The organism is Pseudomonas sp. Leaf59, from assembly GCF_920984685.1.
Lineage (GTDB): Bacteria > Pseudomonadota > Gammaproteobacteria > Pseudomonadales > Pseudomonadaceae > Aquipseudomonas.
The window spans coordinates 37,748-52,523 of sequence record NZ_CAKLBR010000005.1 but is presented as its reverse complement, the minus strand read 5'-3'; the positions used below and the strand labels follow the sequence as shown (position 1 = coordinate 52,523).

At 61.5% G+C, this 14,776-nt stretch carries 14 protein-coding genes; 5 read left to right on the top strand and 9 right to left on the bottom strand.

Annotated features, from left to right (window positions below):
• The first annotated feature begins 150 nt into the window (after window positions 1-150).
• Both LUB09_RS07150 and LUB09_RS07145 read left to right on the top strand, forming a co-directional pair.
• Window positions 151-702 carry a cytochrome c oxidase assembly protein gene (locus LUB09_RS07150; protein WP_231422177.1) on the top strand — a complete coding sequence of 184 codons (552 nt, stop codon included), beginning with the start codon at window positions 151-153 and terminating at the stop codon, window positions 700-702.
• A 165-nt stretch (window positions 703-867) separates the two neighbouring features.
• Complete coding sequence (locus tag LUB09_RS07145; protein WP_231422175.1) at window positions 868-1,503, top strand: SCO family protein; 636 nt, start codon at window positions 868-870, stop codon at window positions 1,501-1,503.
• 149 nt (window positions 1,504-1,652) lie between these two features.
• Here the strand turns inward: LUB09_RS07145 and LUB09_RS07140 are convergent, their stop codons facing one another.
• Genes LUB09_RS07140 through LUB09_RS07130 form a run of 3 tightly spaced genes read right to left on the bottom strand, consistent with a single transcriptional unit; the run spans window position 1,653 to window position 4,156 of the window.
• Complete coding sequence (locus LUB09_RS07140; RefSeq protein ID WP_057006190.1) at window positions 1,653-2,423, bottom strand: MetQ/NlpA family ABC transporter substrate-binding protein; 771 nt, start codon at window positions 2,421-2,423, stop codon at window positions 1,653-1,655.
• 51 nt (window positions 2,424-2,474) lie between these two features.
• A complete protein-coding gene (locus LUB09_RS07135) occupies window positions 2,475-3,149 on the bottom strand; it encodes a methionine ABC transporter permease (protein WP_209986847.1) in 675 nt (224 codons plus the stop codon).
• Window positions 3,149-4,156: a methionine ABC transporter ATP-binding protein gene (locus tag LUB09_RS07130; protein ID WP_057006188.1), complete on the bottom strand. Its 1,008-nt coding sequence runs from the start codon at window positions 4,154-4,156 to the stop codon at window positions 3,149-3,151. Before LUB09_RS07130 ends, LUB09_RS07135 begins: the two co-directional genes overlap by 1 nt.
• 265 nt (window positions 4,157-4,421) lie before the next feature.
• Here LUB09_RS07130 and katE point away from each other — a divergent pair, with 265 nt between their 5' ends.
• On the top strand, window positions 4,422-6,563 hold the full coding sequence (gene katE, locus LUB09_RS07125; RefSeq protein WP_231422173.1) for a catalase HPII: 2,142 nt from the start codon (window positions 4,422-4,424) through the stop codon (window positions 6,561-6,563).
• A gap of 96 nt (window positions 6,564-6,659) precedes the next feature.
• Here the strand turns inward: katE and LUB09_RS07120 are convergent, their stop codons facing one another.
• The 4 genes from LUB09_RS07120 to zur are packed head-to-tail and all read right to left on the bottom strand — an operon-like array spanning window position 6,660 to window position 9,465.
• Window positions 6,660-7,379, bottom strand: coding sequence for a PA5502 family lipoprotein (locus LUB09_RS07120; RefSeq protein ID WP_209986852.1), 720 nt, complete (start codon window positions 7,377-7,379; stop codon window positions 6,660-6,662).
• Between the two features lie 37 nt (window positions 7,380-7,416).
• Window positions 7,417-8,205 (bottom strand): zinc ABC transporter permease subunit ZnuB, encoded by a 789-nt coding sequence (gene znuB / locus LUB09_RS07115; RefSeq protein ID WP_209986854.1) that lies wholly within the window; start codon window positions 8,203-8,205, stop codon window positions 7,417-7,419.
• Window positions 8,198-8,983 carry a zinc ABC transporter ATP-binding protein ZnuC gene (znuC, locus tag LUB09_RS07110; protein ID WP_231422171.1) on the bottom strand — a complete coding sequence of 262 codons (786 nt, stop codon included), beginning with the start codon at window positions 8,981-8,983 and terminating at the stop codon, window positions 8,198-8,200. Before znuC ends, znuB begins: the two co-directional genes overlap by 8 nt.
• The gene (gene zur / locus LUB09_RS07105; protein ID WP_003233728.1) at window positions 8,983-9,465 is read right to left on the bottom strand and encodes a zinc uptake transcriptional repressor Zur; all 483 of its coding nucleotides are present in this window, start codon (window positions 9,463-9,465) and stop codon (window positions 8,983-8,985) included. Before zur ends, znuC begins: the two co-directional genes overlap by 1 nt.
• A 58-nt stretch (window positions 9,466-9,523) precedes the next feature.
• On the opposite strand from zur, the gene LUB09_RS07100 reads away from it, so the two are divergent.
• A complete protein-coding gene (locus LUB09_RS07100) occupies window positions 9,524-10,453 on the top strand; it encodes a zinc ABC transporter substrate-binding protein (protein ID WP_231422169.1) in 930 nt (309 codons plus the stop codon).
• A gap of 127 nt (window positions 10,454-10,580) precedes the next feature.
• Here LUB09_RS07100 and LUB09_RS07095 read toward each other — a convergent pair whose 3' ends face one another.
• Together LUB09_RS07095 and LUB09_RS07090 are read right to left on the bottom strand one after the other, a co-directional pair.
• Entirely contained in the window at window positions 10,581-11,534 is a 954-nt protein-coding gene (locus LUB09_RS07095) for a homoserine kinase (RefSeq protein ID WP_231422167.1), read from the bottom strand.
• Window positions 11,535-11,589: 55 nt separating this feature from the next.
• Window positions 11,590-11,880, bottom strand: a complete 291-nt coding sequence (locus tag LUB09_RS07090; RefSeq protein WP_003187366.1) for a DUF2782 domain-containing protein — start codon at window positions 11,878-11,880, stop codon at window positions 11,590-11,592.
• Between the two features lie 74 nt (window positions 11,881-11,954).
• Between LUB09_RS07090 and polA the strand changes: the two genes are divergently transcribed.
• Window positions 11,955-14,738 carry a DNA polymerase I gene (polA, locus tag LUB09_RS07085; protein ID WP_209986865.1) on the top strand — a complete coding sequence of 928 codons (2,784 nt, stop codon included), beginning with the start codon at window positions 11,955-11,957 and terminating at the stop codon, window positions 14,736-14,738.
• The last annotated feature ends 38 nt before the right edge of the window (window positions 14,739-14,776 follow it).

Sequence of the window (14,776 nt, the reverse complement as noted above, 5' to 3'; positions counted from 1 at the left end):
TAGTCGCAAAAACGTTTCCGCTCCTGACTTTATCGGGTGGGACTGATCGTTTTTCACTGATTTTCCCGGCTACATCACGAGTTTACGAACGCTGCCTATACTCGACGGTGTCCTCGACTGTGTGGCCCTTGCGGATACTGGGTGGGTGTTATGGCTGAATCTGTTCCGCTCAAACGGTTTATTGCGCGCGTGCTGATCCTCGCGGTGGCGATGTTCGCTTTCAGCTTTGCTCTGGTGCCCATCTACGATGCGCTGTCCAGCGCGTTCGGCCTCAACGACGGGACCACCGGGCAATACGAGGGGTCGCAAGTGGTGGACTCGATGCGCCAGGTGCGGGTGCAGTTTCAGTCCACCAATGCCGCCAATATGGCGTGGGATTTTCATGCCAAGGCCAGTGAGGTCGTGGTCCATCCAGGCGCCGTCAGCGAGATGCTGTTCGTGGCCTACAACCCCACCGACAAACCCATGACCGCCCAGGCGGTGCCGAGCATTTCCCCGGCGCAAGCCGCGCCGTACTTCCACAAGACCGAGTGCTTCTGTTTCACCCAGCAAGTGCTGCAACCCGGCGAGCGCATAGAAATGCCGGTACGTTTCATCGTCGACCGCGACATGCCCCGGGATGTGACGCATATAACGCTGGCTTACACGTTGTTCGATATCACTGCTCACTCATCGCCCGTAGCCCTGCGTGGCGAGGGCTAGCTACTGTTTGCCCCCTCCATAACGGAGGCCAATACATGCTCAATCATGATACGTACTACATAACCTGAAGCAGCATTACACCCAGCTGCTTCTCCTGCTTTACACTCCGGCACCTGTTGCTGTCGTTTATCGCCCTGCTCATAAACCACTCCTACTGTTGACCCTATGACTCGAACTCAAAAAACTGTCTTCATGCTGATTGCCCTGGTGGCGTTGATCCTGGGCCTCATCGTTAACAAGGCGATCTCGGGAAGGGGTCAGGTTGACTCTGTGGCGTTGATCGACGCAGGCATCATCCTGCTGCCGCAAAGCCGCCCACTGCCGCCAGTGACCCTGCAAGATCAGAACGGCCAGCCGGTGGTGATCAACGAGTTGAAAGGCAAGTGGAGCCTGCTGTTCTTCGGCTACACCTTCTGCCCGGACATCTGCCCCACTACCCTCGCCCAGTTACGCCAAATCAAGAGTGAGTTGCCCAAGGAGGCTGTGGATAAGTTGCAGGTGATTCTGGTCAGTGTCGACCCGCATCGCGACACTCCGGCGCAGCTCAAGCAGTATTTGGGTTACTTCGATCCGCAGTTCCGCGGCCTGACCGGTGCGACTGTGGATGATGTGCAGAAGATGTCGAATGCCGTGAGCATCCCCTTCATACCAGCTGACACCAGCAAGCCCAACTACACCGTCGACCACAGTGGCAACCTCGCGATTATCGGGCCGGACGGCACCCAGCGCGGGTTTATCCGCGCGCCGTTGAACAACCAGAAGCTGGTGGCACAGTTGCCGGGGTTATTGCTGCGCAAGTAAGGCCGGCACAAAAAAAGTGGGAGGGGGCTTGCTGCCGATAGCGGTGAGTCAGTCGACCTATCAGTTGACTGAAGCGCTGCTATCGGGAGCGAGCCCCCTCCCACTTTTTTGACCTCCATCAGGTTGGAGGTCGCAGATTTACGGACGAATCAGAACGCTGGCTTGATCGCACCCTTGTATTTCTCTTCGATGAATTGCTTCACTTCAGGGGTGTGCAAGGCGGCTACCAGCTTCTTCACGGCGTCCGAGTCCTTGTTGTCTTCGCGGGTCACCAGGATGTTCACGTAAGGCGAGTCGCTGCCTTCGATCACCAGCGCGTCCTTGGAAGGGTCAAGCTTGGCTTCCAGGGCGTAGTTGGTGTTGATCAGCGCCAGGTCAACCTGGGTCAGCACGCGCGGCAGGGTGGCGGCTTCGAGTTCGCGGAATTTCAGGTTTTTCGGGTTGCCGGTGATGTCCTTGATGGTCGACAGGATGTTGGTCGGGTCCTTCAGGGTAATCAGGCCGTTTTTGGCCAGCAGCAACAGGGCGCGGCCGCCGTTGGTGGCGTCGTTGGGGATGACCACGTTGGCGCCGTCCGGCAGCTCGTCGAGCTTCTTGTACTTGCTGGAGTACGCGCCCAGAGGTTCCAGGTGCACGCCGCCAACGCTCACCAGGTGAGTGCCCTTGGCCTTGTTGAACTCATCCAGGTACGGCTGGTGCTGGAAGAAGTTGGCGTCCAGGCGTTTTTCTGCCACCTGCACGTTGGGCTGCACGTAGTCGGTGAAGACCTTGACCTGCAGGTCCACGCCTTCTTTGGCCAGGGCAGGCTTCACGAACTCGAGGATTTCCGCGTGCGGCACCGGCGAGGCTGCAACGGTGAGGGTTTCGGCGTGGGCGGAAAACGCCGCAACGGCGGCAAAAGCGACCAGTAGTTTTTTCATGCAGCAAGCTCCTTGTTCGGTTAATTGCCGGCTTCTGGCCGGCAATGGCCGTTATTTTCGAGAAAAATGCACCACCAGTCGATCGCCGACGGTTTGCAGGATTTGCACCAGAATCAACAGCATTACCACGGTGACCACCATCACGTCGGTCTGGAAGCGCTGGTAACCAAAACGGATCGCCAGGTCACCCAGGCCACCGGCCCCGACCACACCGGCCATGGCCGTGTAGGACACCAGTGTAATCGCCGTCACCGTAATCGCTGCAAAGATGCCGGGCCGTGCCTCGGGCAGCAATGCGTTGGTGATGATCTGGCGAGTGCTGGCGCCCATGGACTGGGTGGCTTCGATGATGCCGCGGTCCACTTCACGCAGGGCGGTTTCCACCAGCCGCGCGAAGAACGGCGTGGCACCGACCACCAGCGGCGGGATCGCACCCGCCACGCCCAGGGACGTGCCCGTGATCAACACGGTGAACGGAATCATCACGATCAACAAAATGATGAAGGGCAGCGAGCGCAGCATGTTCACGATCAGCGACAGCAGTGCGTACAGGCCTTTCTGCTCGAACAGCTGACGCGGGCTGGTCAGGAACAGCAGCACGCCCAGCGGCAGGCCCAGCAGCACGGTAAAGAACAGCGAACCGAACAGCATGGTCATGGTGTCGCCCGTGGCGAGCCAGATCTCGGACCAGTCGATATTGGCGAAGAAACTCAGGAAAACGTCCATCAGCGCAGCACCTCCATATGGACATCGGCTGCGGTAAATCGCGCAAATGCCGCGTCCATGTCACCGCCGGTGACGGCCAGGGTCAGTTGCCCGTAAGGGATATCTTTGATGCGGTCGATCCGACCGGCGAGGATGCTGTAGTCCACCCCCGTTTCGCGGGCGACGGTGCCCAGCAATGGCGCGTAGGTCGCTTCGCCCTGGAATGTGAGGCGTACGATGCGGCCTGGCACGTGGGCGAAATCATCGCGCTGCTCGCTTTCGTCGATCTGGTCGGCTTCCTGCACGAAACGCTTGGTGGTCGGGTGCTTGGGGTGCAGGAACACCTCGGCCACCGAGCCTTGTTCGACGATGACGCCGGCGTCCATTACGGCCACCTGGTCGCACACGCGCCGGATCACGTCCATTTCATGGGTGATCAGCACGATGGTCAGCTTCAGCTCGCGGTTGATCTCGGCCAGCAGTTGCAAAACCGACGCCGTGGTTTGCGGGTCGAGGGCGCTGGTGGCTTCGTCGCACAGCAGAATTTTTGGCTTGGTCGCCAGGGCGCGGGCGATGCCGACGCGCTGTTTCTGGCCGCCGGACAGCTGCGCCGGGTATTTTTTGGCGTGGTCCGACAGGCCCACGCGGGCAAGCAACTCGGCCACGCGCAGGTCGATGGCCTTGCGCGACAACTCGCCGGCCAGGGTCAGCGGCAGTGCCACGTTGTCGGCGACGGTCTTGGACGCCAGCAGGTTGAAGTGCTGGAAAATCATCCCGACCTGCTGACGGAAGCGGCGCAGGCCGTTGGCATCCAGTGCGGTGACTTCTTCGCCGTCGACCGTGATCTGCCCGCCACTCGGTTCTTCGAGGCGGTTGATCAGGCGCAGCAGCGTACTTTTACCCGCACCCGAATGGCCGATGAGGCCGAACACCTGGCCGTTTTCGACGCGCAGGCTGGTGGGGTGCAGGGCGGGGATATCCCTACCGGCGACGCGGTAGGTTTTATGGACGTTTTGAAACTCGATCACGTAGCGAACCTTGTGGGGCGCATGGAAAAGGGATCAGCGGTTAGCCGGGCGCGCATTTTAGCCTGTCCGTATAGTCTTTCTTAGCATTTATTTCGCATTCAACCAGCGATTTGGCAATAACGCGATCAAAGGTCATAAAAAAGGAACGGCCCAAAACCTCATCAGTCACTACTTAAGCAACTCGATTTCCCAGGTGCCGTGCCTGGGGTTTTGCTCAAAAGAGCCGGGGAACGCTCTGGCCACTTTGAATAAGGAGTTTTGACTGATGAGTAACAAGAAGCCAGCCACCCCGCCGAAGAGTGAACTCGCGGGCACCGATACCCTTGACCGTGGCAACACCAACGCCAAATTGCAGGCCCTGGAAGAATTCCGTTCCGACGCGACCGGCCAGGCGCTGCGCACCAACCAGGGCGTGAAAATTTCCGACAACCAGAACAGCTTGAAGGTGGGCGCTCGCGGCCCCTCGCTGCTCGAAGATTTCATCATGCGTGAAAAGATCACGCACTTTGACCATGAGCGCATTCCAGAGCGCATCGTGCATGCCCGTGGTACCGGCGCCCATGGTTACTTCCAGACTTACGAAGACCACTCTGCGCTTAGCAAGGCTGGTTTCCTGCGTATGCCGGAGCATAAAACGCCGGTATTCGCGCGCTTCTCCACCGTGCAGGGCCCGCGCGGCTCCGGCGATACGGTGCGTGACGTGCGTGGTTTTGCCGTGAAGTTCTTCACCGAGGAAGGCAACTTCGATTTGGTGGGCAACAACATGCCGGTGTTTTTCATTCAGGACGCGATCAAATTTCCTGACTTTGTGCATGCCGTAAAACCTGAGCCGCACAACGAGATTCCTACTGGCGGTTCGGCCCACGATACCTTTTGGGACTTCGTGTCGCTGCAACCGGAATCGGCGCACATGGTGATCTGGGCCATGTCCGACCGTGCCATTCCAAAAAGCCTGCGTGCCATGCAGGGTTTTGGCGTGCACACCTTCCGTTTGATCAACACCGAAGGCAAGTCGAGCTTCGTCAAGTTTCACTGGCGGCCAAAGGTTGGCACCTGCTCCCTGGTGTGGGACGAAGCGCAGAAGTTGGCCGGTAAAGACACCGACTACCACCGTCGCGACCTGTGGGAAGCGATTGAGAGCGGCGACTACCCTGAGTGGGAGCTGGGCGTTCAGATCGTTGCAGAAGAAGACGAGCATAACTTCGACTTCGACCTGCTTGACCCGACCAAGATCATCCCCGAAGAGCTGGTGCCGATCACCCCGCTCGGCAAGATGGTGCTTAACCGCAACCCGGACAACTTCTTCGCCGAGGTCGAGCAGGTTGCGTTCTGCCCAGGCCACATCGTGCCGGGTATCGATTTCACCAACGACCCGCTGCTGCAAGGCCGTCTGTTTTCCTACACGGATACGCAGATCAGCCGACTGGGCGGGCCGAACTTTCACGAGATCCCGATCAACCGTCCGGTTGCGCCGTTCCATAATGGCCAGCGCGACGCGCAGCACCGCACCGTGATCGACAAGGGCCGCGCCGCCTACGAGCCGAACTCCATCGACGGTGGCTGGCCGAAAGAAACACCGGCAGGCCCGACTGACGGCGGTTTCGAAACCTATTACGAGCGTGTTGACGCCAACAAGGTGCGTGAGCGCAGCGAGTCGTTCGGCGATCACTTCTCCCAGGCCACACTGTTTTTCAACAGCATGAGCCACCACGAGAAAGAGCACATCATCGCGGCCTACAGCTTCGAGTTGGGCAAGGTCGAGCGCGAGTACATCCGTGCCCGTCAGGTCAACGAGATCCTCGCCAACATCGACCTGGAACTGGCCAAGCGCGTTGCGCAGAACCTGGGCCTGCCGGCGCCGGCCAAAGGCACCGTGCCTGTGCGTGAGACCTCGGTTAAAAAATCGCCGGCCTTGAGCCAGGTGAACCTGCTATCGGGTGATATCAAGACGCGCAAAGTGGCGATTCTGGCGGCCAATGGCGTGGACGGCGCAGCGATTGATGCAATGAAAAAAGCGCTGGAGGCAGAAGGTGCCCACGCCAAGTTGCTGGGGCCGACTTCGGCGCCGGTGACGACGGCAGATGGCAAGGCGCTGCCGGTGGATGCGTCGATGGAAGGCATGCCGTCGATTGCCTTTGACGCGGTGTTTATCCCGGGCGGTAAAGCTTCGGTGGACGCGCTGAGCGGTGACGGTGTGGCGCTGCACTATGTGTTGGAGGCGTACAAGCACCTGAAGGCGATTGCGGTCGCCAGTGACGTGAAGCCGCTGTTGGATCTGCTGAAGCTGGAGGCGGACGAGGGGCTGATCGTGGGCGCGGATGCGAAGGCGTTCAAGGCGTTCTTTGCGGCGATTGCCGAGCATCGGGTCTGGGATCGTGAGGCCAAGGCCAAGGCAATTCCGGCTTAACTTATTGGTTGTTTCTTAAACCGCAATCGGGAGCAAGCCCCCTCCCACCCCTGGAATGCGTTCCAGGGGTGGGAGGGGGCTTGCTCCCGATTTGCGTTAGTCCGCCTTGCGCGGAATCAGCACAACCTGCGCCGGAATGTGTTTCAGGATCTGGCGGTGGATCTTCAGCTCATACCCCGAATCAATCCGCTTCACCCGTTTGGTCAGTAATGTGGCCAGCCACGGGTAATCCTCGGTGCGCGGCGCCTGGATGCTCACGTCGCACTGGTAATTCACCACATCGGTGGCAATCGCATCCAGTTGATGGCGCAGGGCTTCGATATCGGTGAGGTTCAACGCCACCGTAGTGCTGGGCGCCGCCGGGTCGATGACCTTGGCGGGCGGCTTGGCTTCGGCGGCTTTCAAGGCGGCCTCGGCTTTGTCCAGCTCGGCTTTGCGCGCATGGCTGATCGCACTGTTGACGCCGCCGGTGAGGGCCGGCGCCTTGGGCATCAGCGCACGGGCACGGCTCAGGGCGGTGGCGGCAGCGTTGACGTCGCCCTTTTGCAGGACGATCTGGCTGCGCTGCAGGTAGGCTTCGGCCAACTGGCGTTGGTAAGCCTCCAGCGCCGGGTCATTGGGTGTTTGTGCCTGCAAGGCCGCCAGTTGGTCCTCGGCGGTTGCCAGCTCGCTGCTGGCCAGGTTTTGCTCCAGCTGCGCGATGGCCGCAGCGCGAGCGTCCGGCGTCGCGAGGGCGGCGGGCGGTGTGCTTTGACAGGCGCCCAGCAGCAGGGAAAATGCGGCAAGGAGCAGATAACGGGAGGTGAACGGCTTCATTCCTGCGACTCTCTAATTGCGCAAAAAGCGAGCAAGTCTACACCCCTCGACGGGGCAGGACAAAACTCAGCAGAAACAGGGCCGCGGCCGCGACCACAATCGATGGCCCGGCCGGCGTGTCCTTGAACCAGGACAACGCCAGGCCCCCACAGACGGCAAGCATCCCCAACAGGCTGGCGCCGATTGCCATCTGCTCCGGAGAGCGGGCGTGGCGCTGGGCGGCGGCGGCGGGAATGATCAGCAGCGACGTGATCAACAATACGCCGACAATCTTCATCGCGACAGCAATCACCACCGCGATCAACAACATCAGGGCCATGCGCAGGGCCGGCACCGGCAAGCCTTCGACCTTGGCCAGCTCCTCGTGCACGGTAATCGCCAGCAGCGGGCGCCACAGCGTCACCAGGAGCATCAGCACGGCAGCGCTGCCGCCGAGGATCCACGCAAGGTCGGTCGGGCTGATCGCCAACAGGTCGCCGAACAGGTAGGCCATCAGGTCGATGCGCACTTCATGCATGAAGCTCAGCACCACCAGGCCCAGGGACAAGGTGCTCGGCGCCAGGATGCCCAGCAGGGTGTCGGAGGCCAGCGGCTGGCGCTGTTGCAGGGTCACCAGCAGCACCGCCAGCAGCAGGCAGCCCACGGTGACGGCGATGGTCGGGCTCACATCCAGCAAAAAGCCCATGGCCACGCCGAGTAGGGCGGCGTGGGACAAGGTGTCGCCAAAATACGCCATGCGCCGCCACACCACGAACGAGCCCAGCGGGCCCGCCACCAATGCCAGAGCCAAGCCTGCCAGCAGGGCGTAGAGCAGAAAATCAGCCATGCTTGCAGCTATCTCCGTGAACATGCACGTGGGGTGCAGAAGGGTCGTCGACCACGGCGCCATGCAGGTCGTGGGCGTGGTCGTGATGGTGGTGATAGATCGCCAGGCTCTGCGCGTTCTTGCCGAACAGCTCGACAAAGGCCGGGTCGCCGCTGACCTGTTCCGGGTGGCCGGAGCAGCACACGTGGCGGTTGAGGCACACCACCTGGTCGGTGGTGCTCATCACCAGGTGCAGGTCGTGGGACACCATCAGCACGCCGCAGCCATGGCGGTCGCGCAGGCGGGTGATCAGGCTGTACAGCTCGGCCTGACCGGCCACGTCGACGCCTTGCACGGGCTCATCGAGCACCAGCAGTTCGGGCTCGCGCAGCAGGGCGCGGGCCAGCAGCACGCGCTGCATTTCGCCGCCGGAGATGCTTTGCACCGGGCTGTCGATCACCTGCTCGGCGCCGACTTCCTTGAGCGCCGCCTTGGCGCGGGCGCGGTCAACGCCGGGCACCAGGCGCAAAAAGCGCAGCACGGATAACGGCAAGGTCGGATCGACGTGCAATTTTTGCGGCATGTAGCCCACGCGAAGCTTGGGCTTGCGCCACACGCTACCGGTGTCGGGCTTGAGCAGGCCGAGCACGGCGCGCACCAGGGTGGTCTTGCCGGCGCCGTTGGGGCCGATCAGGGTGACGATCTGCCGTGGCTGGACACTCAGGGCGATGTTATCCAGCACGGTTTGCCCGGCGAACGTGACCCCGACCTGCTCCAGGCGGATTAACGCGTTGCTCATCAAGCCCCCTGGCAGCCCGAGCACAGGCCGACCACTTCGACCGTTTGCCCTTCGACCTGAAAGCCCACCTCGGCAGAACTCTTGATGATCGCGTCGCTGATGCTTTTTTGTTCAAGCTCGATGGCGGCGTGGCACTCGCGGCAGATCAGGAACTGGCCCTGGTGCGCGTGTTCGGGGTGGTTGCAGCCGACGAAGGCGTTGAGCGAGGCGATGCGGTGCACCAGGCCGTTTTCCAGCAGGAAATCCAGCGCGCGATACACGGTAGGCGGCGCGGCGCGACGGCCGTCCTGTTCGCTGAGCACGCCGAGAATGTCGTAGGCGCCCAGCGGTTTGTGGCTTTGCCACACCAGTTCCAGCACGCGGCGACGCAGGGCGGTCAGGCGCAAACCCTTTTGCGCACACAGGGTGTCGGCTTCCGCCAGCGCGGTGTGCACGCAGTGAGAATGGTCGTGGGGACGGCTGGCAAGCGGTGTTTTAGGCATGAGCGGCGACAGACATTTGATAGAGACGTTATTATGTTACCCGTTCCTACGCCATTGAGTGGTCATCGTGTCCCGACTTTTTCCAGTTTTTGTCATATTTATCGCCAGTTTTTTCGTTGCGGGGGCCGCTCAGGCCGAGGTCAAGGTGCTGACCAGCATCAAGCCGTTGCAGCTGATTGCCGCCGCTGTGCAGGACGGCGTGGCGGTCCCCGAGGTGTTGTTGCCGCCGGGTGCGTCGCCGCATAACTTCGCGTTGCGCCCATCCGACGTACGGCGCGTGCAGTCGGTGGACCTGCTGTATTGGATCGGTCCGGACATGGAGAGCTTCCTGCCGCGCGTGCTCAAGGGTCGCAGCGCGCCAACGGTGGCGGTGCAGGACCTGCCTGGCATGAAACTGCGTCGCTTCGCCGAAGATAGCCACTCTCACGCCGACGATGCCGACGAGCATGACCACGATCACCGTCCGGGCAGCCTGGATGCGCACGTGTGGCTGTCCACGGTCAATGCGCGAGTGATCGCAGCGCGCATGGCGGCGGACCTGAGTGCCGCCGACCCGCAGAACGCCGGCCGTTATGAGAGCAACGTGAAGGCTTTCGACGAGCGTCTGGACGCACTGGATGCGCGCCTGAAAAAGCGCCTGGCAGGGATCGCCGGCAAACCTTATTTTGTGTTCCACGAAGCCTTCGATTACTTCGAAGAGGCTTACGGGCTCAAGCATGCCGGCGTGTTCAGCGTTGCCGCCGAAGTGCAACCGGGCGCCCAGCATGTCGCGGCAATGCGCACGCGTCTGCAGGAAGTGGGCAAGACCTGTGTGTTCAGCGAGCCGCCGCTGCGCCCGCGTCTGGCTGAAACCCTGGTGGCAGGTCTGCCGGTAAAACTGGCGGAGCTGGATGCGCTGGGCGGTTATACACCGGCCACCGCTAATGGCTACGAGCAAGTGCTGGACAAGCTGGGTAACGACCTGGCGGGCTGCCTGGAGTCGCTCTAAGACCAAGCGAAGATCAAGTGTGAGAGGGGGCTTGCTCCCGATGACAGTGTGCCAGGCATGCATAAGTTGCCTGATACGCCGCTATCGAGAGCAAGTCCTCTCCCACATTTTTTGATCCGGTAAGGCTTCAGAGGGCGAACGGCAGGTGGACGCTGACCCGCTGGCGTTGCGCCAGGCGGTGTTCGAACTCCGCTGGATCGTGAATCAGCACATCCTGCCCGGCAAACGACTCAGCAGCAATCAGGCGCGACAGCCAGAACCGTACGCACGCCACCCGCAGCATCGTCGGCCACAGTTCGGCTTCCTTCGCGGTAAACGGTCGTAGCCCCGCGTAGGCGCCCAGCAACGCACGGGCCCGCGGCCCATCGATTGCGCCTTCTGCGTTCGAGCACCAGTCATTCAGCGCAATCGCGACGTCATACAGCATCGGCCCGGAGCAGGCGTTGTAGAAGTCGATCAGGCCGGTCAGGTGGGTGCCTTCGAACATCGCGTTGTCGCGGAACAGGTCGCCATGGAGGTTGGCCCGCGGCAGGGCCAGGATGTCGGCCTTGTGCGCCTGGATCTCGGCCAGCGCGTCCTGCAACAGGCTTTGCTGCGCGGCGTTCAAGTGCGAAACAATCTGTGCACCTTCACTGAGCATCCAGTCCAGCCCGCGGTCGGTCTTGCGTTCCAGCACCTTGTCGCCCTGGGTGGCCTGGTGCAGATGGCCGAGCAGTTCGCCGACCTGGGCGCAATGCTGCGCATTGGCGTGCGTGATGTGCTTGCCGGCCAGGCGCGGTTGCAGCAGCGCCGGTTTGCCGGCCAGCTCGCGCAAGGCGACGCCGTCGGTGGTGCGCAGCGCGTAGGGCACCGGCAGGTCGGCGTCGTGCAGTACGTCGAGCAGCTCGATGAAAAACGGCATTTCTGCCACAGGGCCGCGCTCAACCAGGGTCAGGACGAACTCGCCCTGATCCAGGCTGATGAAGAAATTGGTGTTTTCGCTACCAGCGGCAATCCCCTGGAAGTCGATCAGGCGGCCGAGCCCGTAGGGCGCGAGAAAGGTTTCCAGCTCGGGCCGAGCCAGGGGGGTAAACACAGACATGGGTAAACTGCCGTTACGGACGCTGCGAATTGCAGCGTCGATTAAAGTGGGGAAATCATTTCCATTCGAAGATCTTCCATGACGGAATCAGCATATCCGGCTGGTCAGAGCGGATGAAGTTCGCGTCGGTTCCGTCCGCGCGCACCAGGAAATACGGCGGTGCACCTTTGGGCGTGACCTTGATCGCATACAGAAAGCCATTCTGGCGGTACTCCTGGATGGTCTTGTCGCCTTCCGTGCGAATGGTCACTTCCGGGTCGGCCGACGGCGCATCGTCTGCCGCCATGGCAGCCATCGGAGCGAGTGCAATCAGGCCAGTCAACAGCAGGCGATTGAATGTACGCATGATAACCTTGTCCCTTTGTTTTCATTGGTCCGGCTATTCTAGCGCCTGACCCGCCGAAAAGGTTGATCCTGCTCATGAGCCAAGCGCCCCTCGTCCTGGTGGACGGTTCTTCTTATCTGTACCGCGCCTTCCATGCACTGCCACCGCTGACCACCTCCAAAGGCCTGCCGACCGGCGCGGTCAAGGGCGTGCTGAACATGCTCAAGAGTCTGCGCCGGCAGTACCCGGACAGCCCGTTCGCGGTGGTTTTCGACGCCAAGGGTGGGACTTTTCGCGATGACATGTATGCCGATTACAAGGCCAATCGTCCGAGCATGCCCGATGACATGCGTCTGCAGATCGAGCCGCTGCACCAGAGTGTGATCGCTCTGGGCTTTCCGTTGCTGTGCGTCGAAGGCGTCGAAGCCGATGACGTGATCGGCACCCTCGCCCGCAGCAGCGCGGCCGCCAGCCGGCCGGTGGTGATTTCCACCGGTGACAAGGACATGGCGCAGTTGGTCGACGGGCACATTACCCTGGTCAACACCATGACCGGTAGCGCGATGGACGTAGAGGGCGTGAAGGAGAAATTCGGCGTCGCTCCGGAGCAGATCATCGATTATCTGGCATTGATGGGCGATTCGTCCGACAACATTCCCGGCGTGCCGGGCATTGGTCCCAAGACTGCCTCCGGCTTGTTGGTGGGCGTCAATGGCGGCCTCAAAGAGCTTTATGAGCAGTTGGACATTGTGCCGAGCCTGCCGATTCGCGGCGCCAAGACCCTGCGCGCCAAGCTGGAAGAGCACCGCGAGATGGCGTTCCTGTCGTACCGGTTGGCCACGATCAAGATCGATGTGCCGCTGGATATCGGCCTGGACGACCTGCACCTGATCGAACCGGACCGTGAAAAGCTGCTTGAGCTGTACACCCTGCTCGAGTTCAAGAGCTGGTACGACGAGATTCAGCGCGATGCCAAGCGCGTCGAGCTGAGCGCGGCGCCCGTGGCGGTCGAGGTGGTCGAGGCTGCACCCACGGCTCCCCTGGAAACGGCCTACACCACTATCCTCGACCAGCCGACCTTCGAGCTATGGTTGAAGAAGCTCCAGGATGCACCGTTGTTCGCGTTCGACACCGAAACCACCGGCATCGACGCGCAAAAAGCGCAATTGGTCGGGGTGTCCTTCGCCGTGCAGTCCCATGAAGCGGCCTACATCCCGCTGACCCACTCCTACATCGGCGTGCCGGACCAACTGGACCGTGACACCGTGCTGCTTGCCTTGAAACCGCTGCTGGAAGACCCGGCCAAACTCAAGGTCGGCCAGCACGCCAAGTTCGACATGAACATCCTCGCCAACTGCGCCATCGGCGGCGACCCGGCGCAAGGCATCACCGTGCGCGGCATTGCTTTCGACACCATGCTTGAGTCCTATGTGCTCAATGCCACCGTCACCCGGCACGACATGGACAGCCTGGCGAAGAAGTACCTGGACTACGACACCGTCAGTTTCCAGGACATCGCCGGTAAGGGCGCCAAGCAACTGACCTTTGACCAGATCGCACTGGAACAGGCCGGCCCGTACGCAGCCGAAGATGCCGACGTGACCTTGCGTCTGCACCAGGCGCTGCACGCGCAATTGGCCGCGATCCCGAGCCTGGCCAGCGTGCTGTCGGATATCGAAATTCCGTTGGTACCGGTGCTGGCGCGCATCGAGCGTCAGGGCGCGCTGGTGGACAAGGAGTTGCTGGGTATCCAGAGCATCGAATTGGGCCACAAGATGGTCGAACTGGAGCGCCAGGCATTCGAGATCGCCGGTGAGGAATTCAACCTGGGTTCTCCCAAACAGCTCGGCTCGATTCTCTACGACAAGCTCGGCATGCCGGTGCTGAAAAAGACCGGCAAGGGGCAGGCCTCGACGGCGGAAGAAGTGCTGGCCAAACTGGCCGAGGATGACTATCCGCTGCCCAAGGTGCTGATGCAGTACCGCAGCATGAGCAAGCTCAAAAGCACCTATACCGACCGCCTGCCGGAACAGATCAACCCGCGCACCGGGCGTATCCACACGTCTTATCACCAGGCGGTGACCGCGACCGGGCGCCTGTCTTCCAGCGACCCGAACCTGCAGAACATCCCGGTGCGCACCGCTGAGGGGCGGCGCATCCGCCAGGCGTTTGTCGCGCCCAAAGGTTACAAGCTGCTGGCAGCGGACTATTCGCAGATCGAGCTGCGCATCATGGCGCACCTGTCCAGGGACGAAGGCTTGATGAATGCCTTCCGTCACAATCTGGATGTGCACACCGCCACTGCGGCCGAGGTGTTCAAAGTGGAGTTGGGCGAGGTCACCTCCGACCAGCGCCGCAGTGCCAAGGCGATCAACTTCGGCCTGATCTATGGCATGGGCGCGCAGAAGCTGGGCAAGGACATTGGCGTTGATACCAAGACCGCCAAGGCCTATATCGACGTGTATTTCGCCCGCTATCCCGGGGTCCGCGAGTACATGGAGCGCACCCGCGCCCAGGCTGCCGACCAGGGCTACGTGGAAACTTTCTTCGGCCGCCGCCTGTATGTGCCGGATATCAATTCCAACAGACCCCAGGAACGCGCCGCCGCCGAGCGCACGGCGATCAACGCGCCGATGCAGGGCACCGCCGCCGATATCATCAAGAAAGCCATGGTGCGCGTGGATAACTGGCTGACCGACTCGGGTCTGGATGCCAAGGTGATTCTGCAGGTACACGATGAATTGGTGCTGGAGGTGCGTGAGGATCTGGTCGCCGAAGTCAGCGAGAGGATTCGTGAGCACATGAGCGCTGCCGCGCAACTGGACGTGCCCCTGCTGGTGGAAGTGGGTGTGGGCAACAACTGGGACGAAGCGCACTGACGGCGGGCGTTCGCCACCGGCAACGGGCGGTGGCACAG